This window comes from Azoarcus olearius (genome assembly GCF_001682385.1).
In the GTDB taxonomy this organism is placed as follows: Bacteria; Pseudomonadota; Gammaproteobacteria; order Burkholderiales; family Rhodocyclaceae; genus Azoarcus; species Azoarcus olearius.
Map to the genome: position 1 here is coordinate 3429756 of NZ_CP016210.1, position 24567 is coordinate 3454322.

19 protein-coding genes are annotated in these 24567 nt (G+C 68.0%); 6 read left to right on the plus strand and 13 right to left on the minus strand.

Annotated features, from left to right (window positions below; genetic code table 11):
* Positions 1 to 56 precede the first annotated feature (56 nt).
* From dqs_RS15675 to dqs_RS15720, 10 genes are all read right to left on the minus strand, one after another.
* The gene (locus tag dqs_RS15675; protein WP_065341068.1) at positions 57 to 827 is read right to left on the minus strand and encodes an alpha/beta fold hydrolase; all 771 of its coding nucleotides are present in this window, start codon (positions 825 to 827) and stop codon (positions 57 to 59) included.
* Between the two features lie 12 nt (positions 828 to 839).
* Entirely contained in the window at positions 840 to 1637 is a 798-nt protein-coding gene (locus dqs_RS15680) for an ABC transporter ATP-binding protein (protein ID WP_236778696.1), read from the minus strand.
* A complete protein-coding gene (locus tag dqs_RS15685; protein WP_179947995.1) occupies positions 1630 to 2436 on the minus strand; it encodes an ABC transporter ATP-binding protein in 807 nt (268 codons plus the stop codon). Before dqs_RS15685 ends, dqs_RS15680 begins: the two co-directional genes overlap by 8 nt.
* A complete protein-coding gene (locus tag dqs_RS15690; protein ID WP_065341070.1) occupies positions 2429 to 3409 on the minus strand; it encodes a branched-chain amino acid ABC transporter permease in 981 nt (326 codons plus the stop codon). The genes dqs_RS15685 and dqs_RS15690 overlap by 8 nt, the downstream gene beginning before the upstream one ends.
* Positions 3410 to 3415: 6 nt before the next feature.
* Entirely contained in the window at positions 3416 to 4282 is an 867-nt protein-coding gene (locus dqs_RS15695) for a branched-chain amino acid ABC transporter permease (protein WP_011766774.1), read from the minus strand.
* 214 nt (positions 4283 to 4496) lie between these two features.
* Positions 4497 to 5678 carry an ABC transporter substrate-binding protein gene (locus tag dqs_RS15700; RefSeq protein ID WP_011766775.1) on the minus strand — a complete coding sequence of 394 codons (1182 nt, stop codon included), beginning with the start codon at positions 5676 to 5678 and terminating at the stop codon, positions 4497 to 4499.
* 67 nt (positions 5679 to 5745) lie between these two features.
* Positions 5746 to 6243: a hemerythrin domain-containing protein gene (locus dqs_RS15705; RefSeq protein WP_011766776.1), complete on the minus strand. Its 498-nt coding sequence runs from the start codon at positions 6241 to 6243 to the stop codon at positions 5746 to 5748.
* Between the two features lie 13 nt (positions 6244 to 6256).
* Complete coding sequence (locus dqs_RS15710) at positions 6257 to 7855, minus strand: benzoate-CoA ligase family protein (RefSeq protein WP_065341071.1); 1599 nt, start codon at positions 7853 to 7855, stop codon at positions 6257 to 6259.
* A gap of 93 nt (positions 7856 to 7948) precedes the next feature.
* Positions 7949 to 8413 carry a DUF4863 family protein gene (locus tag dqs_RS15715; protein ID WP_065341072.1) on the minus strand — a complete coding sequence of 155 codons (465 nt, stop codon included), beginning with the start codon at positions 8411 to 8413 and terminating at the stop codon, positions 7949 to 7951.
* Between the two features lie 340 nt (positions 8414 to 8753).
* Positions 8754 to 10331: a 3,4-dehydroadipyl-CoA semialdehyde dehydrogenase gene (locus dqs_RS15720; RefSeq protein WP_065341073.1), complete on the minus strand. Its 1578-nt coding sequence runs from the start codon at positions 10329 to 10331 to the stop codon at positions 8754 to 8756.
* A gap of 330 nt (positions 10332 to 10661) precedes the next feature.
* Between dqs_RS15720 and dqs_RS15725 the strand changes: the two genes are divergently transcribed.
* The 6 genes from dqs_RS15725 (at position 10662) to dqs_RS15750 (ending at position 18654) form a co-directional block, all read left to right on the plus strand.
* Positions 10662 to 11576: a helix-turn-helix transcriptional regulator gene (locus dqs_RS15725; RefSeq protein ID WP_011766780.1), complete on the plus strand. Its 915-nt coding sequence runs from the start codon at positions 10662 to 10664 to the stop codon at positions 11574 to 11576.
* A 24-nt stretch (positions 11577 to 11600) separates the two neighbouring features.
* Positions 11601 to 13265: a 2,3-epoxybenzoyl-CoA dihydrolase gene (boxC, locus tag dqs_RS15730; RefSeq protein WP_011766781.1), complete on the plus strand. Its 1665-nt coding sequence runs from the start codon at positions 11601 to 11603 to the stop codon at positions 13263 to 13265.
* Positions 13266 to 13465: 200 nt separating this feature from the next.
* Entirely contained in the window at positions 13466 to 14890 is a 1425-nt protein-coding gene (gene boxB, locus dqs_RS15735; protein ID WP_011766782.1) for a benzoyl-CoA 2,3-epoxidase subunit BoxB, read from the plus strand.
* A 199-nt stretch (positions 14891 to 15089) separates the two neighbouring features.
* Positions 15090 to 16340, plus strand: coding sequence for a benzoyl-CoA 2,3-epoxidase subunit BoxA (boxA, locus tag dqs_RS15740; protein WP_065341074.1), 1251 nt, complete (start codon positions 15090 to 15092; stop codon positions 16338 to 16340).
* A 329-nt stretch (positions 16341 to 16669) separates the two neighbouring features.
* Positions 16670 to 17878 carry a 3-oxoadipyl-CoA thiolase gene (gene pcaF, locus dqs_RS15745; RefSeq protein ID WP_065341075.1) on the plus strand — a complete coding sequence of 403 codons (1209 nt, stop codon included), beginning with the start codon at positions 16670 to 16672 and terminating at the stop codon, positions 17876 to 17878.
* A gap of 194 nt (positions 17879 to 18072) precedes the next feature.
* Entirely contained in the window at positions 18073 to 18654 is a 582-nt protein-coding gene (locus dqs_RS15750; protein WP_065341076.1) for a hemerythrin domain-containing protein, read from the plus strand.
* 550 nt (positions 18655 to 19204) lie between these two features.
* Here dqs_RS15750 and dqs_RS15755 read toward each other — a convergent pair.
* From dqs_RS15755 to dqs_RS15765, 3 genes are all read right to left on the minus strand, one after another.
* Positions 19205 to 22225: an EAL domain-containing protein gene (locus dqs_RS15755; RefSeq protein ID WP_065341077.1), complete on the minus strand. Its 3021-nt coding sequence runs from the start codon at positions 22223 to 22225 to the stop codon at positions 19205 to 19207.
* A 247-nt stretch (positions 22226 to 22472) separates the two neighbouring features.
* Positions 22473 to 23417: a YihY/virulence factor BrkB family protein gene (locus dqs_RS15760; RefSeq protein WP_011766787.1), complete on the minus strand. Its 945-nt coding sequence runs from the start codon at positions 23415 to 23417 to the stop codon at positions 22473 to 22475.
* A 168-nt stretch (positions 23418 to 23585) separates the two neighbouring features.
* On the minus strand, positions 23586 to 24524 hold the full coding sequence (locus dqs_RS15765; RefSeq protein WP_065341078.1) for a DMT family transporter: 939 nt from the start codon (positions 24522 to 24524) through the stop codon (positions 23586 to 23588).
* Between the last annotated feature and the right edge of the window lie 43 nt (positions 24525 to 24567).

Here is a 24567-nt window from a genome sequence, read left to right on the forward strand (position 1 = left end):
CCCAGCCTCACCCCCTTGAAGGGGAGGGAGTACAGCCCCCAGGAGCTGAACCGCATTCACTCCACCACCCTCTCCACAAACTCCACCACTGCATCGATCACCGCCTGGGGCTGGTCCTTGTGCGGGGAATGCCGGCAGTCGGCCAGCTTCACCAGCTCCACATCCTTGGCCCCGCGGGCGATGCGGTCGATCTGGTCCATCGTGCCGTACTCGTCGTCCTCGCCCTGGATCGCCATCACCGGCACCGCGATGCGCGGCAGGTATTCCTCGATGTTCCAGGCGCGGAAGTCCGGGTGCAGCCAGATGTCGTTCCAGCCGCGGAACACCGCATCTACGTCGTTGTGGTACTTGCCCAGCCGGGCCGGCAGGTCGGTGGTGGTCCAGGCGACCTTCGCCTGGGCGATGCTGCTGACCGAGATGTCTTCCACCAGCACGTGCGGCGCCATCGCGATCACGCCGGCGAGCGGGGTGTCGGTGCCGCCGGCGCAGATCAGCGCGATCGAGCCGCCGTCGGAATGGCCGAACAGGATGGGCCGCTCGAGGTCGAGTTCGGCCAGCAGCGCCGGCAGCACCGCCAGGCCTTCGTCGTGCATGTAGCCCACCGCGCGCGGCAGCACCGCGGGGTCGGAGCGGCCGTAGCCGGCGCGCGAATAGACCACCGCCTCGCAGCCGGTGGCGTCGGCCACCTTCTGCGGGAAGTCGCGCCACATCGACACCGAGCCGAGGCCTTCGTGCAGGAAGACGATGGCCGGCGCGCCCTCGCGCGGATGGGCCGAGGGGAGGCGGACGTATTCGAGGCGGGTGCCATTGATGGTGACCGTTTTCATCTCAGTGCCCGCTCACACGCCAAGGTGCTTCTGGATCAGCTCGGGGTTGTTGCGCACCTCCTCGCTGGGGCCGTCGAACACCACCTGCCCTTTCACCAGGATCATCGAGCGGTCGGTGATCGCGGTGACCGCGGCGTGGTTCTTGTCCACCACCACGGTGGCGATGCCGCTGTCGCGGATCTCGCGGATCACCCGCCAGATCTCGCGCACGATCAGCGGCGCCAGGCCCTCGGTGGCCTCGTCGAGGATCAGCAGGTCGGGGTTGGTCATCAGCGCGCGGCCGATGGTGAGCATCTGCTGCTCGCCGCCGGAGAGCTGGCCGCCGCCGTTGTTGATGCGCTCGGCCAGCCGCGGGAAGGTGTGCATCACCCGGTCGAAGGTCCAGTCGCGCTGGCCTTCCACCCCGGCGCGCGCCGCCATGTTGAGGTTTTCGCGCACCGACAGGTTGGGGAAGATGCCGCGGCCTTCGGGCACGTAGGCGATGCCGAGGCGGGCGATCTTGTAGGTGGGGCCGCCGGTCATGCGCTGGCCGCGCACCAGCACGCCGCCGGCGCGCGGATTGACGAAGCCGAGCATGGTGCGGATCAGCGTGGTCTTGCCCATGCCGTTGCGGCCCATCAGGCCCAGCGCCTCGCCCTTGCGGATGTGGAAGTTCACCCCGTGCAGGATGTGGCTGGCGCCGTAGTAGGTGTGCAGGCCGATCGCCTCGATCAGCAGTTCGCGGCCGTCCTCGGCCGCGGCGGTCTGGGCGCCCTCCACCAGCGGCTGGGCGGCGGTGGCGCGCCCGCTGTCCATCGTCATCTCACTCATGTTCCGCCTCGTGTCCAAGGTAGGCCTGCTGCACGTCCGGGCTGTTGCGGATCTGCTCCGGCGTGCCGGATTCCAGCACCACGCCGTTGACCATCACGGTGATGGTGTCCGCCACCGCGAACACCGCGTCCATGTCGTGCTCCACCAGCAGGATGGCGCGGTTCTGCTTCAGCTTGTTGAGCAGCCCGACCATCTGCGCGGATTCCTCCGAGCCCATGCCGGCGAGCGGTTCGTCGAGCAGCAGCACCTCGGCGTCGGTGGCGAGCACCATCGCGATCTCCAGCTGGCGCTGTTCGCCGTGCGACATGATCCCGGCGATGCGGTCTTCGCGGCCGGCCAGCCCGGCCTCGACGATGGCGGCGCGGGCGCGCTCCAGGGTGTCGGTCAGGCGCAGCGCGTCGGTGAAGATCTTCCACGGCCGCGGGTTGCGCGACTGCGCCGCCAGGCGGCAGTTCTCCAGCACGGTGAATTGCGGAAAGATGTTGGTACGCTGGTAGCTGCGGCCGATGCCGATGCGCGAGCGCTGGGCGTTGGTGAGGCCGGTGATGTCCTTGCCCTTCAGCAGGATGCGGCCTTCGGACGGCGGCAGGTCACCCGACAGCATGTTGATGCAGGTCGACTTGCCGGCGCCGTTGGGGCCGAGCAGCGCATGCAGCTTGCCGCGCTCCAGCGTGATGCACACGCCCTGGTTGGCGGCCAGCCCGCCGAAGCGGCGGGTCAGCTTGTCGGCCACCAGCAGCGCCTCGCCGGTCAGGTGGGGCTGCACCGCGGCCTTGATTTCTGCGGTCATCTCACCCATGGATGCGCTCCTCCTTGAACTTCTTGTAGAGCCTGCGCGGCAGCGCCGACAGGCCGCCCGGCATGAACAGCACCGCGGCGACGATGACGCCGCCCATCAGCAGCTGCCAGTGCTTGGTCCAGCCGGAGAAGACCTCCTGCAGGCCGATGAAGGCGAAGGCGCCGAGCACCGCCCCAACCAGGTTGCCCATACCGCCCAGGATCACCATCATCAGCACGTTGCCGGACTGGTGCCACGACAGGTATTCCGGCGTCACGAAACCGAACAGCACGCCGTACAGGAAGCCCGCCACGCCGGCCAGCGCGCCGGCCACGGTGAAGGCGGCCAGCTTGTAGCGGAAGGTGGCGTAGCCCAGCGACTGCATGCGGTGCTCGTTGCTGCGGATGCCGACCAGCACCTTGCCGAAGGGCGAGCGCAGCAGCAGCGTGAGGAAGGCGAACACCAGCACCAGCATGCCGACGATGAAGTAGTACATGTGCATCGGCTCGTTGAGGTCGAACGGCGCCCAGCCGGCGATCGCCGCATCCGGCTTGAAGTTGATGTAGATGCCGTCCGACCCGCCGCCGAGCGCGGTGTCGTGGAAGACGTAGTACGCCATCTGGGCGAAGGCGAGCGTCACCATGATGAAGTAGATGCCCTTGGTCCTCAGCACGAAGAGGCCGATCACGAAGGCCGCCAGCGCCGCGCCCAGCACCGACGCCGGCAGCGCGATCCACAGGTTGGCGGGGTCGTACTTCGGCGTCAGCAGCGCCACCGCGTAGGCGGCGATGCCGAAATAGGCGGCGTGCCCCAGGCTGACCAGCCCGGTGAAGCCGACCAGCAGGTCCAGGCTCATGGCGAAGATCGCCATCACCAGCACCTTGGCCACCATCTCGGTATAGAAGGCGGAGCCCACCAGCGGAAAGGCGAGCAGCGCGGCGAGCACCACCACCTTGGCGACCATCAAGCCGCGCGAATTGGTTTGCGGATTCATTGCGCCTTACCCCTTCTTGAAGATGCCTTCGGGGCGCCACAACAGCACCACCGCCATGACCAGGTACACCGCCAGCCCGGCGAGATCGGGCAGCAGCACCTTGCCGAAGGTGTCGGCAAAGCCGATCAGCAGCGCGGCGACGAGCGCGCCCCACACCGAGCCGATGCCGCCGATGACGACGATGACGAAGGAGATGATGAGCACGCTGGAGCCCATGCCCGGATACACCGAAGAGATCGGCGCCGCCAGCATGCCGGCCAGCGCCGCCAGCACCACGCCGAGCGCGAACACCGTGCGGTAGAGCAGGTTGATGTCGATGCCGAGCGCCTGGACCATGTCGCGGTCGTGGCTGCCGGCGCGGATCATCATGCCCAGCCGGGTGCGCTGCATCAGCCACCACAGCGCGCCGGCCAGCACCAGGCACACCACCGAGATGAGGATGCGGTACACCGGATAGGACAGCGTGTCCGACAGCGGGATGGAGGCGGAGAACAGCGCCGGGATGTCGACACCGTGCACGTCGTCGCCGACCGCGAGGCTGCGCAGTTCCTCGAAGATCAGGATGAGGCCGTAGGTGAGCAGCACCTGTTCGAGGTGGTCACGCTTGTAGAGGTGGGCGAACAGCAGCCACTCGAGCAGCGCGCCGAACACGAAGGCGAGCGGAATGCCGAGCGCGATGCTGAGCATCAGGTTGCCGGTGAGGCTGGTGAGCGCGAACGCGAGGTAGGCGCCGACCATGTAGAAGCTGCCGTGCGCCAGGTTGATGATGCCCATGATGCCGAACACCAGCGTCAGCCCGCTTGCCACCAGGAACAGCAGCAGGCCGTACTGCAGCGAGTTCAGTATCTGTATCAGGAACGTCGTGAAATCCATGAGCCTTCCCCTCCGGGCGCCGCGGACGGCGCCCGGATACGGTTGGTTTGATGCGATGGGATGACGTGCTGCGTCATCGCCCGGGCAGCGTGTCCGGCGCAGCGTCCGGGCCCCGCCTGTCGAAGCCCGGGAGCCGGGCTGCCCTTCGACGGGCTCGGGGCGAACGGTGCTGGCACCGGATCACCGCGTCGAAGGACGCGGCGGACCGCCGTTCTTACATGCGGCAGCCGCGCGCCGGGTCGGCCAGCTTCTTGACCGCGACGTTCACCAGCTTGTTGTCCTTGCCTTCGGCCTTGCGCAGGTAGATGTCCTGCACCGGGTTGTGGGCCTTGGACAGCGTGAAGGCGCCGCGCGGGCTGTCGATGGTGGCCGCTTCCATGGCCTTGACCATGGTCGCCTGGTCGAGCTTGCCGCCCTTGACCGCGTCCAGGCCCGACTTCAGCAACTGCGCCGCGTCATAGCCCTGCACCGCATAGACGTCGGGCTGCATCTTGTAGGTCATCGCGTACTTGGTGCGGAAGTCCTTGTCCTTCGGGATTTCCAGGCCGTCGGCGTAGTGCAGCGCGGTCAGCAGACCTTCGCCGGCACCGCCCATGGCCTCCAGCGTGCCGTCGGTGAGGAAGCCGCTGGAGTACAGCGGAATGCTCTTCTTCAGCCCGGCCGCGTCGTAGTCCTTGACGAACTTTGCGGCGCCGCCGCCGGCAAAGAACACGTACACCGCGTCCGGCTTGAGCGAGGCGACCTCGGTCAGCAGGGCCTGGAACTCCACGTTCGGGAAGGGCAGCGTGAGCTGCTTGACGACCTTGCCGCCGCCCGCCTCGAAGGCCTTGGCGAAGCCTTCCACCGCCTGTTCGCCCGCGGCGTACTTCCAGGTCAGCGTGACCGCGGTCTTGTGGCCCTTCTCCGCGGCGACCTTGCCCATGGCGTAGGCCGGCTGCCAGTTGGTGAAGGAGGTGCGGAACACGTTGGGCGCACACAGCGGGCCGGTGAGTTCGTCGGCGCCGGCGTTGGGGATGATCATCAGCGTCTTGGTGTCGCGCGCGACCTTGGCCATCGCCAGCGCAACGCCCGAGTGCACCGTGCCGACCAGCACATCCACCTCGTCGCGCTTGACCAGCTTGTTGGTGTTCTCGGTGGCCTTGGCGGGATCGGATTCGTCATCCACCACGAAGTACTCGACCTCGCGGCCGGCGAGCGTGCCGCCCTGCTCGGCCACGTACTGCTTGAAGCCGTTGGTGATCGCGTTGCCGAGCGCGGCGTAGGTGCCGGTGTAGGGCAGCATCAGGCCGACCTTCACCTTCTCGGCGGCATGGGCGGCCAGCGGCATCAGCGTGGCCAGACCCAGACCGGCCAGGACGGCCACCACGCGCGTTGCCTTGCGATTCTGCTTTTCCATCGTTGTCTCCTCGTTTTTGATGAACGGGCGGCTGTTGCCGCCGCCCGTGGCCCTGCTTTCCAGACCCTTACCAGGCCTGGCTCCGGTTGGCCTGAAAGGCCGCGTGGATCGCTTCCCAGTCCTCGCCGGTCAGGTGCTTCTCGGCCAGCGGCAGGACGAGTTCTTCTTCTTTTCGCATGTGTTCCCACAGGAAGGTGGCGTAGGCCTGCAGGCTGCGCTCGAAGCCGGCGAGTTCGCCGGTTTCGCGGTAGCTTGCCATCGCCTTGCGCACCGAGCTGAGCAGGGTCGCACAGACGTCGTGCTGCCCTTCCAGTTCGTCGAGGATGACGTTGGCCTCGTCGCTGCGCAGGCGCAGCAGGCGGAACAGGTATTCGTCCTCCTTGGGGTGATGGACGCGGTCGGGGATGGTCTCGATATAGTCGAACATCGCCTGGAACAGCGGGAAATCGGGTTTGTCCCGCCCTTCGCGCACCGCCTCGACGTGGGCCTGCAGGCCCTTGAGCACCGCGCCCATCGACTGGTGCTCGTCCTTGATGATGGCAATCGCCTGCTGCATCGCAGTCATTTTTCTGTCTCCCTCAGCGCGACGCCGCGACGCGCAGCTTGAAGCGCTGGATCTTGCCGGTGGCGGTCTTCGGCAGTTCCTCCACGAACTCCATCCAGCGCGGGTATTTGTAGGGCGCGAGCAGGCTCTTGACGTGGGCCTTGAGTTCGTCGCGCAGCGCGTCGGTGATGGCGATGCCGGGCTTGAGCACGATGTAGGCCTTGGGCTTGATCAGCTTGTCCTCGTCTTCGCAGCCGACGACCGCGGCCTCCAGCACGGCCTCGTGCGCGATCAGCGCGGACTCGACCTCGATCGGCGACACGTAGATGCCGGACACCTTCAGCATGTCGTCGCTGCGGCCGGCATAGACGTAGTAGCCGTCGGCGTCCATCTGGTACTTGTCGCCGCTGCGGGTCCACGGTCCCTGGAAGGTGTTGCGCGTCTTCTCGCGGTTGTTCCAGTAGTAGGCAGCCGCGGTCGGGCCGCTGATCTGCAGCTCGCCGGGTTCGCCGGGGGTGGAGATTTCCTTGCCCTCGTCGTCGATCAGGCGCACCGCGTAGCCCGGCACCGGCTTACCGGTGGTGCCGTAGCGCACGTTGCCAGCGCGGTTGGACAGGAAGATGTGCAGCATCTCGGTGGAGCCGATGCCGTCGAGGATGTCGACGCCGAAGCGCTCGGTCCAGCGCTTGCCGATTTCCTCCGGCAGCGCTTCGCCGGCCGAGGTACAGGCGCGCAGCCGCATCTCGGCACGGGTCGGGCAGTCGGGGCTTGCCAGCATCGAGGCGTAGAGCGTGGGCACGCCGTAGAAGATGGTGGGCGTGTGGCGGCGCAAACGCTCGAACACCGCCGCCGGCGTCGGCCGTTCGGCCATCAGCACCGCGGTGGCACCCACCGCCAGCGGGAAGGTGAGGCCGTTGCCGAGGCCATAGGCGAAGAACAGCTTGGCCGCCGAGAACACCACGTCGTGCTCGTTGATGCCGATCACCGGGCGGGCATACAGCTCGGCGGTCTGGATCAGGCTGGAGTGGATGTGCACCGTGCCCTTGGGCGCGCCGGTGGAACCGGAGGAATACAGCCAGAAGCAGGCGTCGTCGGCGAGCGTCGGCGCCGCGTCGAACTGGTCGCTGCCAGTGTCCAGCAAGGCGGCGAGGCTGTCCGGGCCGGGGTTGGCGGTGCCGGCGACGACGATGCGCTCCAGCGTCGGCACCTTGCCCAGCAGCGGCTGGAACAGCGGCAGCAGCGCGGCCGACACCACCGCGACGCGGGCGCGGCTGTCGGTCAGCATGTATTCGTAATCGTGCGCGGTGAGCAGCGTATTGACCGCGACCGGGATCACCCCGGCCTTGATCGCGCCGAGGAACACGGTGGGGAATTCCACCGTGTCATGCACGCACATCAGGATGCGGTCTTCCTGGCGCAGCGCCAGGCTGCCGCGCAGCGCGCTGGCGCAGCGATTCACCCGGCGCGCGAGTTCGTCGTAGCTGTAGCTACCGAGATCGTCGATGTAGGCGAGCTTGGCGCCGCGGCCGGCGGCGAGGTTGCGGCCGATGAGATCGTCGGCGGCGTTGTACTGCCGCGGGATCTCGATACTGGGCGGACTGGTGGCGTGGTCCGCCGCACTCAGGGTGGGCATCGTTTGTCTCCTCCGTTTGTTGATTCCCTGCAGGACCGCGGATGCGCCCGATCTTGTGCCGGTGCTGCATCCCGTCCGCTGCGCTGACCGCTGCTAGCGGGTGAACTCGATCGCGCCCTGTGGCAGCAGATAGAGCACGTAAGCGCGGCCGCCGGCAACGGTGGGCTTGTGCACCGTGCCCGGGCCGTAGACGAACCAGCCGGCGCCGTGACCATCGAACTTGGGCGCGCCGTCGAGCGGCATGATCATGTCGATCTCGCCATTGGGATGTGCATGCTGCGGCCCGACCACGTCGCCCATCTCGACCACGTCCACGCTGAAGCCGTGGATGGCGTCACAGGGCTTGATGACACGGCCGTACTTGATGCCGCCATGCTCGCGCTCGCACATCCAGCCGTCGGCGACGGCCTGCTTGCAGGCCGCGGCAATGTCGTCGAACTCGGCGCTGCCCGGCGGGAAGCGCTCGTTGAGGAAGGCGGCCAGCGAAGCATCGACCGGCTTGCTGGCGATGGTCGCGGTGACCTTGGCGATCAGCGCCTGGAAGACATCGGGCGTCATGGGTCTCTCCTGTCGAAGTTGGTTTTTTTGTGTTGCCTGAAGCACCTGCCGTAGAAGGCGCGCATGCGGTTCAGTCGAGGCGGTTTCTGTCCCTCCCCCTTCAAGGGGGAGGCTAGGAGGGGGATGGGGTTGCGCTCAGCGTCGCCATCAACCCCATCCCCACCCCAACCCTCCCCTTGAAGGGGAGGGAGCAAATCGGGCCAGTCCAGAAGCCTCCGCTTCGCTCCGTCGTTCGAGAGGCGGCAAGCGATGCTTGCCGAAACCCCTCTCTCACCCCCTAGAAGGGGAGGGAGCAAGGCGGTGCGGCCTGAGCGGGCTGCACCACCCAGGGAAAACGAACTCAAGCCCCCAGCAGCGCCGCGTCCGCGGCGCCCGCCGACAGCGCATCCAGCAAGCCCGGCCCGCCCTGCACCACATAACGCCGGTGATACATCGCGAGCGCGCGCAGGCCGCCCAGTTCTTCGCCGCCGCCGGCCCGGCCCGGCCCGCCGTGCAAGCAGGTCGGCATCACGTTGCCGTGGCCGGTGTGCTGGCCGCCGACTGCGGCATCCACCACCATCACCCGGCCGTGCAGTTCGGCGATGCCCGGCACCAGCTCGGCGAGGAAGCCGGCGTCGGCGGAATACACCGAGGCCACCAGCGAACCGCCGCCGCGGCGGGCGAGCGCGATCACTTCGGCAGTATCGGCATAAGGCAGCACGGTGGCCACCGGGCCGAACACCTCGACGTCGTGCACATGCTGCGCGGCCAGGCCCTTGTCGCAGAACAGCAGCGTGGGCTGGACGAAGGCGGAGACGGCCGGATCGGCATCGACCGGCACGAAGCCCTCGCCGCCGCCGAACACCAGCTCGGCGTCCTGGCGCAGCCGGGCCAGACCTTCGAAGGCCGCGGCCTGCTGGGCCTTGCTCACCAGCGGGCCGACACGCACGCCTTCGCTGCGCGGATTGCCGACCGTCATGCCGGCCAGCTTGGCGGCGACGGCGTCCGCCAGCGCGCGTGCCACCGCGGCGGGCGCGAAGATGCGGCGAATGGCGGTGCATTTCTGCCCGGCCTTGACGGTGAGTTCGCGCACGATCTCCTTCACCGCCAGATCGAACTCGGCGCTGCCCGGCTGGGCGTCGGGGCCGAGGATGGCGGAATTGACGCTGTCGGCCTCCACATTCACCCGCACCGCCCTGGCGACCACCGCCGGATGGGTGCGGATGCGGGCGGCGGTGTCCGCCGAGCCGGTGAAGGACACCACGTCGCATTCGCCGACGTGGTCGAGCAGGTCGCGTGCGGAGCCACAGACGATGTTGAGCGCGCCCGGCGGCAGGATGCCGGCGGCGACCACGTCGGCCACCATGCGCTGGGTCAGCCAGGCGGTGGGGGTGGCCGGCTTCACCAGCACCGGCACGCCGGCGAGCAGCGCGGGCGCGGCCTTTTCCCACAAGCCCCAGGCCGGGAAATTGAAGGCGTTGATGAACACCGCGACGCCCGACAGCGGGGTGAGGAAGTGCTGGCCCTGGAAGGCATCGGTCTTGGCCAGCGCCACCCGGCCGCCTTCCTTCAGCAGGCGGGCGTCGCCAAGGGCCTTGCCGGCGCGGGCGTAGGCCTTGAGGGTGAAGATCGCGCCATCGACATCGAAGGCGATGTCGCCGGCGGTGGAGCCGGAGTTGCGCAGCGAGATGTCGTAATAGGCGTCGCGGTTGGCGGTGAGCACTTCGGCGATCTTGCCGAGCAGGCCGGCGCGGGCCTCGTAGCCCAGCGCACGCAGCGCAGTGCCGCCGCTGTCGCGGGCGAAGCTCAGCGCACGGCCGACATCCACGCCCTCCGAGGACACCGAGACCAGGTGCTCGCCATTGACCGGATCGAGCAGCGCGATCCCCTCGCCGCTGCCTTCCACCCATTGCCCGTATACGTAATTGGCAAGCTTCACCTGCTCCTCCTGTTGACCTGTGCTGCGGTCTGCGCCGCGTCTTCTATCTATGACCTGAAGCGGATTGCATCGGCTTCGTCAGTTGCTGGATATAGAATACACCCCGAAAACCCGTCGTCAAGCACTTTAGTTCATCTTTCCGCACTCAATTCCATGCTGCAACGCAATATACCGCATCATAACTTGGAAATTGACGAGCACCGGACTACACAAGATGCAATGCAGTGCGCTTTCGATGGAACTAAACTGCACTTTACCTCTTGACTCCATTTTTTAGCTGCACTATTGTTCAACCAACACGTGCTGCAGCTCGCACAGGACGCTAACCAGATGAACACCAGGACCGAGACCCCGACCAGCCCCAACGACGCCGACCAGACCGCCGAAGCCCGCGACGAACGCGACGACGGCGAGTTCCTGATGTCGCTCGGCAAGCGGGTGCGCGAGATCCGCGACCGCCGCGGCATGACGCGCAAGCTGGTGGCCCGCGAGGCAGGCGTTTCCGAACGCCACCTCGCCCACCTGGAAGCCGGCGAAGGCAACGTCTCGATCGTGCTGCTGCGCCACATCACCCGCGCGCTGGATGTCTCGCTGATCGAGCTGCTGGCGCCGGAAGCGGAAGACACGGTGGAAAAGCGGCTGATCCGCCGCTTCCTCGAACGGCTGCCGCAGCACCGCCTGGAAGAAGTGGTGTTCCGCCTGATGCGCGACTTCGGCCATGAAGAGGCGGTGCGCAGGAAGCGCGTGGCGCTGATCGGCCTGCGCGGCGCGGGCAAATCCACGCTGGGCAACCGCCTGGCCAAGGAAATGGGCGTCGGCTTCATCGAACTCGACCGCGAGATCGAGCGCGAGACCGGCATGCCGGCGAGCGAACTGTTCGCGCTGTACGGCCAGGCGGGCTACCGCCGGATCGAGCAGCGCACGCTGGAACGGGTGATCCGCGACAACGAACGCGGCGTCATCTCGGTGGGCGGCGGCGTCGTCGCCCAGCAGGAAACCTACGACATGCTGCTGTCGAACTGCCTGACCGTGTGGGTGAAGGCGCAGCCGGAAGAACACATGGCCCGCGTGATGGCCCAGGGCGACCTGCGGCCGATGGCGGGCAACGACGAGGCGATGGAAGACCTCAAGCGCATTCTCGAAGCGCGCGAGCCGCTCTACGCCAAGGCGGACACCGTGATCGACACCTCGGGCGAGACGGTGGACGAGAGTTTCATGAAGTTAAGACAGCTCGTCATGAGCTGAACCCCAAAGAAGAGGAGACAGAAAGTGGAAGCTGCAAGCGCCAACAAGATCGAACCCGTCGATTACCGCACCGAACCGTCGCGCTACAAGCACTGGAAGCTCGACGTGAACGGTGAAGTCGCCACGCTGACGCTCAACATCGACGAAGACGGCGGCATCCGCCCCGGCTACAAGCTGAAGTTGAACTCGTACGACCTCGGCGTCGACATCGAGCTGCACGACGCGCTGCAGCGCATCCGCTTCGAAAACCCCGGCGTCAAGACCGTGGTGTTCACCTCCGGCAAGCCGAAGATCTTCTGTTCCGGCGCCAACATCTACATGCTGGGCGTCTCCACCCACGCCTGGAAGGTGAACTTCTGCAAGTTCACCAACGAAACCCGTAACGGCATCGAGGACGCCAGCCAGTACTCCGGCCTCAAGTTCATCGCCGCGTGCAACGGCACCACCGCCGGCGGCGGCTACGAGCTGGCGCTGGCCTGCGACGAGATCGTGCTGGTCGACGACCGCAACTCCTCCGTGTCGCTGCCGGAAGTCCCGCTGCTGGGCGTGCTGCCCGGCACCGGCGGCCTCACCCGCGTCACCGACAAGCGCAAGGTGCGCCGCGACCACGCCGACATCTTCTGCACCATCTCCGAAGGCGTGCGCGGCCAGCGTGCGAAGGACTGGCGCCTGGTCGACGACGTGGTCAAGGCCCAGCAGTTCGGCGAGCACATCGCCAAGCGCGCCGCCGAACTGGCCAAGCTGTCCGACCGCCCGAGCGGTGCCAAGGGCGTGGCGCTGCCGACGCTGGAGCGCACCGTGGATGCCAGCGGCTACCACTATGAGTTCGTCGATGCGGTGATCGACGCCGCCGGTCGCACGGTCACGCTGACCGTGCGCGCGCCGTCCGCCGTCAGCGCGAAGACCGCCGCCGAGATCGAAGCCCAGGGCGCCAACTGGTGGCCGCTGAAGATGGCGCGCGAACTCGACGACGCCATCCTCAACCTGCGCACCAACCACCTCGACATCGGCCTGTGGCAGCTGCGCACCGAAGGCAACGCCCAGGTCGTGCTCGACATCGACGCCACCATCGTTGCCAACCAGGGCAACTGGTTCGTGCGCGAAACGCTGGGCATGCTGCGCCGCACGCTGGCCCGCATCGATGTGTCCTCGCGCAGCCTGTACGCGCTGATCGAGCCGGGCTCCTGCTTCGCCGGCACCCTGCTGGAAGTGGCGCTCGCCGCCGACCGTTCCTACATGCTCGACACCACCACCGCGCCCAACGCCATCGGCCTGTCGGCGATGAACTTCGGCCCGCTGCCGATGGTGAACGGCCTGTCGCGCATCGCCGCCCGCTTCTACCAGGAAGAGGCGCCGGTCGCCGCGGTGAAGGCGAAGGAAGGCAGCCTGCTGACCGCCGCCGAAGCCTACGAGCTGGGCCTGGTCACCGCGATCCCGGACGACCTCGACTGGGCCGACGAAGTGCGCATCGCGGTCGAGGAACGCGCCGCGCTGTCGCCGGACGCGCTCACCGGCCTCGAAGCCAACCTGCGCTTCGGCATCACCGAAACCATGAACACCCGCATCTTCGGCCGCCTCTCGGCCTGGCAGAACTGGATCTTCATCCGCCCCAACGCCGTCGGCGAAAACGGCGCGCTGAAGCTCTTCGGTTCCGGCAAGAAGGCCCAGTTCGACTGGAACCGGGTGTAAGGCACACGCCGGGCGCCCATCAGTCCCGGGCGCCCGGCAACCGCATCCCTCGGTCAACCGCGTGGCAAGCCGTCCCCCTGCCGTAGCAGGCGGCGCCTTGGCGTGGTTCAGGAGGTCAGTAGCACACAGGTGAAATCCGGGCGGGACCGTCGCCCCGAAGCGCGGCCCGCATCATCGAGAATCTGGAGGAGCAGACAGACATGAGCATCAACTACAGCGAACGCATCCCGAACAACGTCAACCTGTCGGAAAACAAGACCCTGCAGCGCGCCCTGGAACACTGGCAGCCCGCCTTCCTGCAGTGGTGGGACGACATGGGTCCGGACGGCTCGACCAACTACGACGTCTACCTGCGCACCGCGATCAGCGTGGACCCGACCGGCTGGGCGCACTTCGAACACGTCAAGATGCCGGACTACCGCTGGGGCATCTTCCTGACCCCGCAGGAAGCCGGCAAGAAGATCACCTTCGGCGACCACAAGGGCGAAGACGTGTGGCAGGAAGTGCCGGGCGAATACCGCTCCACCCTGCGCCGCATCATCGTCACCCAGGGTGACACCGAGCCGGCCTCGGTCGAACAGCAGCGCCACCTTGGCCTCACCGCGCCGTCGCTGTACGACCTGCGCAACCTGTTCCAGGTGAACGTGGAAGAAGGCCGTCACCTGTGGGCGATGGTGTATCTGCTGCACGCCCACTTCGGCCGCGACGGCCGCGAAGAAGGCGAAGCCCTGCTCGAGCGCCGTTCGGGTGACGAGGACAACCCCCGCATCCTCACGGCGTTCAACGAGAAGACCCCGGACTGGCTGTCCTTCTTCATGTTCACCTTCATCACCGACCGCGACGGCAAGTACCAGCTCGCCTCGCTGGCCGAATCCGCCTTCGACCCGCTGGCGCGCACCTGCAAGTTCATGCTGACCGAAGAAGCGCACCACCTCTTCGTCGGCGAATCCGGCATCGCCCGCGTCATCCAGCGTACCTGCGAAGTGATGCAGCAGCTGAAGACCGACGACAAGGCCAAGCTGCGCGCCGCCGGCGTCATCGACCTGCCGACGCTGCAGAAGTACCTGAACTTCCACTTCAGCGTGACCAGCGACCTGTACGGCAACGAAGTGTCGTCCAACGCCGCGACCTACTACACCACCGGCCTGAAGGGTCGTTTCGAAGAAACCAAGATCGACGACGACCACAAGCTGCAGAACGCCGAGTACGAAGTGCCGGAAGTCGCCGGCGACACGCTCGGCACCCGCAAGGTGGGCGCGCTCTCCGCGCTGAACGAGCGCCTGCGCGACGACTGGATCGCCGACGTGCAGGCCGGTGTCGACCGCTGGAACCGCATCCCGGCCAAGTTCGGCATCGACTTCAAGTTCACGCTGCCGCACAAGGGTTTCCACCGCGCCATCGGCATGTTCACCGACGTCCATGTGTCGCCGGACGGCCGCATGCTGTCGGAAGCGGAATGGACCCACCAGCACCTGAACTGGCTGCCGAGCGACGAAGACCGCCTGTACGTGCATTCGCTGATGGGCCGCTGCCTCGAGCCGGGCAAGTTCGCCAACTGGATCGCCCCCCCGAGCCGCGGCATCAACAACCAGCCGGTGAATTTCGAGTACGTTCGTTTCAACTAAAAACGAGAGCACGGCTGGAACAGGGGTCCCTCCCCTTCCAGGGAGAGCGTTTCCTGTCCCTCCCCCTTCAAGGGGGAGGTTAGGAGGGGGATGGGGTTGCAGGCGCGACGAGAACGCCAGGCGAACCCCATCCCCACCCCAGCCCTCCCCTTGAAGGGGAGGGAGTTCCGCCGCCCAGCCCACGGAGAAAGGAGACACCATGAACGCGCCAGCAGAGCACGCCAACATCGCCCGTCAGCACCTGATCGATCCGGAGATCTGCATCCGCTGCAACACCTGCGAGGAGATCTGCCCGGTCGACGCCATTACCCACGACAACCTCAACTACGTCGTCAAGTTCGACGTCTGCAACGGTTGCCTGGCCTGCATCTCGCCCTGTCCCACCGGCGCGATCGACTCCTGGCGCAACGTGGAAAAAGCCGTTCCCTACACGCTGGAAGAACAATTCACCTGGGACGTGCTGCCCGACACCCGCGAACTGGACCAGTTCGAGGCGGGCATCGTCAGCGGCCCGGCCGGAGAAACCCCGGCCGAGGTGCAGCAGATCACCGACGTCGCCACCGCCGGCCATGGCGGCCCGGCGCTCGCGCCGTGGTCGGCCTCGCACCCCTACATCAACCTGTACGGCCCCACCAACCCGGTCACCGCCACCGTCACCGGCAACTACCGGCTGACCGACGCGGATGCGTCCTCCGACATCCACCACGTGGTGCTGGATTTCGGCAGCACGCCTTTCCCGGTGCTCGAAGGCCAGTCGATCGGCATCATCCCGCCGGGCGTGGATGAGAAGGGCAAGCCGCACCTGCTGCGCATGTATTCGGTGGCGAGCCCGCGCGAAGGCGAGCGCCCGCACCACAACAACCTGTCGCTCACGGTCAAGCGCGTCACCGAGGACCACGAAGGCAAGCCGGCCCGCGGCGTCGCCTCCAGCTACGTGTGCGACCTCAAGAAGGGCGACAAGGTGCAGGTCACCGGCCCCTACGGTTCGACCTTCCTGATGCCGAACAATCCGGGTTCGTCGATCATGATGATCTGCACCGGCACCGGCTCGGCGCCGATGCGCGCGATGACCGAACGCCGCCGCCGTCGCATGGAGCTGAAGGAAGGCGGCGACCTGATCCTGTTCTTCGGCGCCCGCTCGCCCGGCGAACTGCCCTACTTCGGCCCGCTGCAGAAGCTGCCGAAGGACTTCATCGACATCAACTTCGCCTTCTCGCGCGTGCCCGGCGAACCCAAGATGTACGTGCAGGACCGCATCCGCGAACGCGCCGACAAGGTGTTCGCGATGCTGATGGACGACAACGCCTACATCTACATCTGCGGCCTCAAGGGCATGGAAGCCGGCGTCGTCGAAGCCTTCCGCGACATCTGCCGCGCCCGCGGCGCGGACTGGGACACGCTGCGGCCGCAGCTGCTGGCGAAGGGCCGGTTCCATATCGAGACGTATTGAGGGGGTTGCTGGAGCAGGGTGACAGGAGGCGCGCTTTATCCCCTCCCCTTCAAGGGGAGGGCTAGGGTGGGGATGGGGTCAGAGAGTGGACGAGCACTGAACTCAACCCCATCCCCCTCCTAACCTCCCCCTTGAAAGGGGAGGGACTGGAACCCTCTCTTCCGAACCGCCGTAGCCTGCCGTAGGCAAGCGGTCCCCGCTGCGCTCCAAAGGCAAAGCCCTTACGTCTCACCAGTTTCTCCAGAGGGTTGTCTCCAACTCTCTTCTCTTGGGTGGGCGTGGCGACACGCCCCCTTTTTTTACCGACCTATCGCGCACGGCAGGACACCATGACCCACACCGTCTATCTCTGCGACGCCATCCGCACCCCCTTCGGCCGCTACGGCGGGCTGCTTTCCTCCGTGCGTGCCGACGACCTCGCGGCGCTGCCGATCAAGGCCTTGATCGCGCGCAACCCCGGCGTCGACTGGAACCTGGTCGACGACGTCATCTACGGCTGCGCCAACCAGGCGGGCGAGGACAACCGCAATGTCGCCCGCATGGCGGCGCTGCTGGCCGGGCTGCCGGTGGAAGTGCCGGGCAGCACGGTCAACCGCCTGTGCGGCTCCAGCCTGGACGCCATCGGCAGCGCCGCGCGCGCGATCGCCGCCGGCGAGGCCGAGCTGATGATCGCCGGCGGGGTCGAGAGCATGAGCCGCGCGCCCTTCGTCCTGGGCAAGGCCGACAGCGCCTTTTCGCGCAGCGCGAAGATCGAGGACACCACCATCGGCTGGCGCTTCGTCAATCCGCTGATGAAGGCGCAGTACGGCGTGGATTCCATGCCCGAAACCGCCGAGAACGTCGCCACCGACTTCAACGTGAGCCGCGCCGACCAGGATGCGCTCGCGCTGCGCAGCCAGCAGCGCTGGGCGAGCGCCAACGAACGCGGCTTCTTCGCGCGCGAGATCGTGCCAGTCGACATCCCGAGGAAGAAGGGCGATCCGGTGCGCATGACCACGGACGAACACCCCCGCCCCGACACCACGCTGGACATGCTCGCCAAGCTGAAAGGCGTGGTGCGCCCCGACGGCACCGTGACCGCCGGCAACGCCTCGGGCGTGAACGACGGCGCCGCCGCGGTGCTGCTCGCCTCCGAAGCCGCGGTGAAGCGCCACGGCCTGACGCCGCGCGCGCGCATCCTCGGTTCGGCCGCAGCCGGCGTGGCGCCGCGCATCATGGGCATCGGCCCGGCCCCGGCGAGCGAGAAACTGCTGGCGCGCCTGGGCATGGGCATCGCCCGGTTCGACGTCATCGAACTCAACGAGGCCTTCGCCGCGCAAGCGCTGGCGGTCACCCGCCGGCTGGGGCTGGCGGACGACGACGCGCGGGTCAATCCCAACGGCGGCGCCATCTCCATCGGCCACCCGCTGGGGGCCTCGGGCGCGCGCCTGGTGACCACCGCGCTCAACCAGCTCGAAACCAGCGGCGGGCGCTACGGCCTGGCGACGATGTGCATCGGCGTCGGCCAGGGCATCGCGCTCGCGATCGAACGGATTTAAGTTGACCTGGGTCATTGATCGCGCCGGCCATCGGCGCCACCTTTGGCCCTGAGCAATCGTCGCGGGACCGCCCCGCGCCGGTTGCCCGGCTTGCCCGGGGCGCACACTGCGGCAGGCGGGGACACGCAGCGCAGAACGGCGTCGCGCCCTGCGGCAAGCACGACAACCAAGAACCGCACAAGGAGGAGAACATCGTGAGACCCGAAGCGATCCAGATCATCAAGGACGAACACCTCGCCATCAGCGCCGTGCTGTATTCGCTGCGCTTCCTGATCCGCCAGATGCGCAACGGCGCGCCGCCCAATTTCCCGGTGCTCAAGGCCATCCTCGACTACATCGTGTCCTATCCGGACCGCTGGCATCACCCCAAGGAAGACAAGTTCCTGTTCGCCGCGGTCAAGCGCCGTACCCACGACGCTGACGCGCTGATCGCCAAGCTGGAGCGCGAACACGTGCTCGGCCACCCGATGATGGACGACATCAAGCAGCAGCTGATCGGCTTCACCAACGGCGACGCCGGCGCGCGCGAACGCTTCTTCGAAGCCGCCGAGCATTACGCCGAACTGGAATGGAGCCACCTGCAGACCGAGGAAGAACAGCTGCTGCCGATCGCCGAACGGGTGCTGACCGCCGAGGACTGGGCCGAAATAGACGCCGCCTTCCGCGAGAACGACAACCCGCTGTTCGGTATCAAGCCCAAGGAAGAGGCGGAAGCGCTGTACCAGAAGATCCTCGCGCTGGCACCGGCGCCGATCGGGCTGGGGCCAGCCAGCTGACCGGCGCCTCGCTAGCCGCAAAAGGAACGGGGCCACCCGAGAGGGCGGCCCCGTTCCTTTTTTCACGGCCGGCCTGTTTTGCTCCGCCCCCCTTCAACGGGTGAGTGCGGGGTTTCGGTACGCACGGCTTACCACCAGTCGAACGAGGGAGCGAAGCGAAGGCTACCGGGTTGCGGTGGGGGTGGGGTGGGGATGGGATCCGCGCCTCGCGTACTCGAACCCCATCCCCCTCCTGACCGGGAGTCTCGGCTGGGCCCCGCCGCTACACAGGCGCCGAGCAATGCTCATCGAAACCGCTGTTCCGCCCCCTTGAAAGGGGAGGGACCCAAACCATCCCGAACCCAAGGGCGGCGGCCCGTTTCAATGTCTGAAGAAACTCCTTGCTGCCTGCCAACCCACCTAGCGAAACGAAGGCCCCTGTTTGGCCGATTTGCCCCCTCCCCTTCAAGGGGGTGAGGCAGGGGTTTCAGCGAGCATCGCTCGCTGCCGGGCGAACGACGGAGCCTACCGGCACCGGCTGTCGGGCTGGCCTCGTTTTGCCCCCTCCCCTTCAAGGGGAGGGCTGGGGTGGGGATGGGGTCAGCGCCCCGCTCTCCCGCAAATACCCGACAAACGCCTCGGCCGGCAGCGGCCGGCTGAAGTAATAGCCCTGCACGGTGTCGCAACCCTGCTGACGCAGGAAGTCGAGCTGATCGAGCGTTTCCACGCCCTCGGCCACCGTCAGCATGCCCAGGCTGCCGGCCAGGTGGATGATCGCGCTGACGATCGCCTTGTCGTCCGGATCGTCGCCGATGTCGCGCACGAAGGACTGGTCGATCTTCAGCTTGCCCACCTTGAAGCGCTTGAGATAGCCCAGCGATGAATAGCCGGTGCCGAAGTCGTCGATCGACATCCGGATGCCGCGCGCGAACAGCGCGTCCATCACCCGCACCGCGCTTTGCGGGTCGTCCATCGCCACCGCTTCGGTCAGTTCCAGTTCCACCTGGTGGGGCGGCAGCCCGGCTTCCTCGATCACCTGGGTCACCAGCTCCGGCAGGTTGGGATTGCGGAACTGCGCCGCCGAGAGGTTCACCGCCATCACCAGCGGAGGCAGTCCTTCATCCAGCCAGCGCCGCGACTGCGCCACCGCCTCGCGCAGCACCCATTCGCCGATCTGCGCGATCAGGCCATTGCTCTCGGCGATGGGCACGAACTCGCCGGGCGACACCGGACCGAATTCGGGATGCGTCCACCGCAGCAGCGCCTCGGCGCCGACCACGCGGCCATCGGCGAGCGACACCTGCGGCTGGTAGTGCAGCGAGAACTGGCCGCGGTCGAGCGCGTGGCGCAGCGCGTTGGCGAGCAGCAGCGTGCGCGTGGAGCGCGCCTGCATCGCCTCGGTGAAGAAGCGGAAGCCGTTGCGTCCCTCGCGCTTGGCCTGGTACATCGCGGCGTCGGCGTTGCGCGACAGGGTGTCGAAATCGGTGCCGTCGTCCGGGTACATCGCGATGCCGATGGAGGGCGTGACCGTCAGCTCCTGGTGGTCCAGCACCAGCGGCTGCGCCACCGCCTCGAGCAGCTTCGCGGCCACACGGGCCGCGCCTTCCGCGTCGGTATCCGGCAGCAGGAAGACGAACTCGTCGCCGCCGAGGCGGCACACGGTGTCGCCACCGCGCAGCACCGACTCCAGCCGGCGCGCCACTTCCACCAGCAGGCGGTCGCCGAAATCGTGGCCGAGCGTGTCGTTGATGTTCTTGAAATGGTCGAGGTCGAAGAACATCACCGCCAGCTGGCCGCGGCGGCGCTGGGTCAGGCTGGCGGCGTAGCGGAAGCGGTCCTTGACCAGGCTGCGGTTGGGCAGGCCGGTCAGCTGGTCGTAATGCGCCAGGCGCTGGATCTCGGCCTCGGCAGCGCGCCGCTCCGAGATGTCGCGCGCCACGGCGCGGAATTCCACGCGCCCGCTGCGGCGGTTGAGGCCCAGCGTGGTCACCACCTCAGCCCACACCGTGCCGCCGTCGCGCCGCCCCAGTTCCACCTCTTCGACCGAGTAGTCCTCGCTCTTGCGCTTGCCGACGTGGAATTCCGCCAGGTGCAGGGCCATGCGCTCGCGCATCTCGGCCACGTACTCCGGCTTGAGCAGGCGTTCGATCGGCGCGTCGATCAGTTCGTGCGGCGCGTAACCGCTCAGCCGCCGCATCGCCGGGCTGACATAGCTGAAGCAGCGCGTCTCCGGGTCCACCGTCCAGATCACGTCGTTGATGCTCTCGGTCAGCTCGCGGTATTTCTCCTCGCTGTCGACGATGGCGGCGGCCAGACGTGCGCGCTCGGCATCCTGCTCGAAGCGGTCGAGCGCGAAGTCGATGTCCATCGCCATCTCCACCAGCAGCCGCTGCGCCGCCTCGTCGAAGGCGTGGCACTCGCCCGCGTACAGGTTGAGCACGCCGAACACCTTGCCGCCGCGGTGCAGCGGCAGCGCCGCCGAGGCCCGGTAACCGTGGCGGGCACCGCGCTCGTGCCAGGCCGAGGTAGCGGGATCGTTGGCGAAGTCCTGGCACCACACCGGCTTGTCCAGCCGCAGGGCCGAGCCGCTGGGGCCACGGCCGAAGGGGCTGGCACTGTCGAACGCGATGCGGATGCCGTCCAGGTATTCGGTGCCGTCGCCGTAGGCCGCCGCCGGGTGCACCATGCCGTCGCGTTCGTCGAGCAGGCCGATCCAGACCATCTTCATCTCGCCGAACACCACCGCGTCGTGGCAGATCTGGCGCAGCAGGTCGTCCTGGCTGGCGCAGCGCACGATGGCCTGGTTGCATTGACTCAGCGTCGCGTACAGCCGGCTCAGGCGTTGCACGCTGGCCTCGGCGCGCCGGCGCGCGGTGATGTCGCGCGACAGCACGATGAAATGGGCGGGTCCGCCGTCGTCGGCCTTGCGCGCCACCGACAGTTCGAACCACTGCGGCTGGTTGTCGATCGTGATCTCGATCTGCTGCCCGCTGGACCAGCCATGACGCCCCGCCTCGGCCAGCGCCGCCAGGCAGGTCTGCGCCGCGGGCGCCGGCAGCACTTCGTCCACCCGCCGGCCGAGCAGCGCCTCCACCGGCCGCTGCAGTTGCGCTTCGCGATTGGCATGCACCGCGAGATAGCGGCCTTCGCCATCCATCTCGAACAGCAGGTCGGGAATGGCGTCCAGCGTGGCGCCGAGCTGGCGGTTGACCCCCTCCAGCTCGCGCGTGCGGGCGCGCACGCGAGCGCGCAGCAGCAGCACGCCGCCGAAGAGCAGCGCCCCGGTGCCCGCCAGCCCGAGCAGCGTGTTGCGCGCCACCGGCGAGAACAGCGCGTGGGCGGCGTCATGGCCCACCACGTGCGCAAGTGCGCCGAGCAGGCCGCCCTCATCCGGATGGCCCTTGCCGGACCAGTCGCCGCCGGGGTCGAGATGCGTCTGGAAGACCGCGGGGGGCAGCGCGCAGACGGGCGCAGACGCCGTGCCGAGCACGAACGCCAGCGAGAGTGCAGATGCCAGCGCCCGCACCCGCGCCGGCGCGGAGCGCGCCAAACCGGGCGCGTGGCGCCGGCCGGAGCCGCCACGCGAGTTCATAGTCCCCCTCTCTCTGGAGATTTGCAGGATGGCGTGTTCTGGAGCGCGAAGACGTCGTCCGCCATTTGTGTGCAACTGTAACGCCTGCGCGCTGCAAAGTGGTTGCCGCGGTGCCACGGCACGCTACCGGCGTCACACACGGCCTCAATTACCGCCCCCCGGCGCCCCGGTCAAAGTGCCGTTCGCCCTGCGCCTGTCGACGGGCCGCGCGGGGAGCGGGCTTCGACACGCCGCCTGCCGCGCCGGCTCAGCGCGCGGTGGACGAATCGGCCACCGCCGGCACCGCGCCGCCGGCCTCGACCAGCTCGCGGTGCACCACCACGGCCGTGGCGCGCGGCTGCACCGTGCGGCCGCGCGCCTCCACGTGCGCACGCGTGAAGGCCGCGCCGAACAGCAGGATCAGCGAGGAGTAGTTCACCCACATCAGCAGCAGCACCAGCGAACCGGCGGCGCCGTAGGTGGACGCGGTGGCGGTGGTCGACAGATAGGTGGCGATCAGCCCGCGGCCGAGCGAAAACAGCAGCGCGGTAGCGAAGGCGCCAAGCAGCACGTCGCGCCAGCCCAGCACCACGTCCGGCAGCACGCGGAAGATGGTGGCGAACAGCAGCGTCACCACCACCAGCGACACCACGCTGTCCAGCCCGACGAGCAGCCCGCCGGGTATCGGCAGCCAGTCCTGCGCGAACGTCACCACCGCCTGCACCGCCACGCTGAGCAGCAGCGACACCAGCAGCACGAAACCGATCGCCAGCACCACCGTCAGCGACAGCAGGCGCGCCTTGATCAACAACCACACGCTGCTGCGCGTGGGCTTGGGCGCCACGCCCCAGATCGCGTTGAGCGCGGTCTGCATCTGGCCGAACACGCTGGTGGCGCCGAGCAGCAGCGCGCCGATGCCGGCGAGCGTGGGCAGGATGCCGCTGCGCTCGATCCGGCTGCCCTCCACCGCGGTCTGCACCGCCGCCGCCGCCTCGGCCCCGATCACCGACTGCAGCTGCTCGGCGATCTCGCCCTGCGCCGCGCGCTCGCCCAACACGGTGCCGACGATGGAGACCACCACGATCACCACCGGCGCCACCGAAAACACCGTGAAGAAGGCGAGCGCCGCCGCATGCACGAAGACCTGCGCGTCCAGCCACAGCCGCACGGTCGTCTTGGCCACCCCGCTCCAGTAACGCAGCGCCGTCTTCATCGCGCGCCCTCCCGGTCCGCCCCGGGCCACGCCCGCGTCCTGCTTGCCGCCCGCCTTTCCATTGCGCTCTCCGCAGCATGTCCGTGGCTCGATTCTAGGACCGCGGCCGGCCCCGGCGACAGTGGCGAAACATGCGGAAAGAATGCGCCGGGTCGCCCCGGCGCAGGATCAGCGGCGCTTCTGCAGCCCCGCGAGCGCAACGCCGCCGAGGATCAGCGCGAAGCCGGCGACGTGGAAGAAGGCAGGCACTTCGCCCAGCAGCGGCCACGCCGCCAGCGCCGCGTAGAGCGGAATCAGGTACATCGACATGCTGGCGCCGGCCGCGCCCACCCGCTCCACCAGGCGGTCGTAGCAGAAATAGGCGCCGAGGCTGGGCACGATGGCGAGGAACACCAACGCCGCGTACAGCCGGCCGTCGCCGAAATCGGGTACCGCGCCGCTCGCCAGTTCCAGCGCGGCGAAGGGCGCCAGCGCCAGCGCCCCGCCCGCGATCAGCGCCGCCAGCTTCACCTCGCCCGGCAGCGCACCGAGCGCACGGCGGCGGCCGAGCACGGTGTACAGCGACCACGCGCACGCGGCGCCGAGCACCCACAGGTCGCCACGGCCGAAGGCCAGCCGGCCGAGCGCGGCGAGGTCGCCCCGCGTCAGCACCAGCAACACACCCCAGATCGCCAGCGACATGCCCGCCGCGCGCAGGCTGCCCACCGGCGCGCGCCACACCAGCGCCTCGATCAGCGCGACCAGCGCCGGACACGCGGCGAAGATCAGCGCGACATTGGTGGCGCTGGTTTCCTGCGCGCCGATGTACTGCGGCGCCACCGTCAGCCCCATGCCGAGCACGGCGAGCAGCGCCAGGTCCGGCGCATGCGCGCGCAACAGCGCACGATGGGCGCGCACGCGCGCAGCGACGAAGGGAAAGAAGATCGCGAACGCCAGCGCCCAGCGCCCGAACGCCAGGAAGACCGGCGGGATGGCGGCGCTTTCGGCCCAGCGCGCCGCCACCATGTTGGCGGCGAACAGCGCGGGCGCCACCAGCATCAGCGGCAGGTCGGCCAGGGGTGCGCGGCCGCGGTGGCCGGCGACGCTGCGGGTAAAGGTCAGGGGCATGCTGCCCTCCTCGGCGGGTGATCCGGGAAAGCCGGGGCAGCAC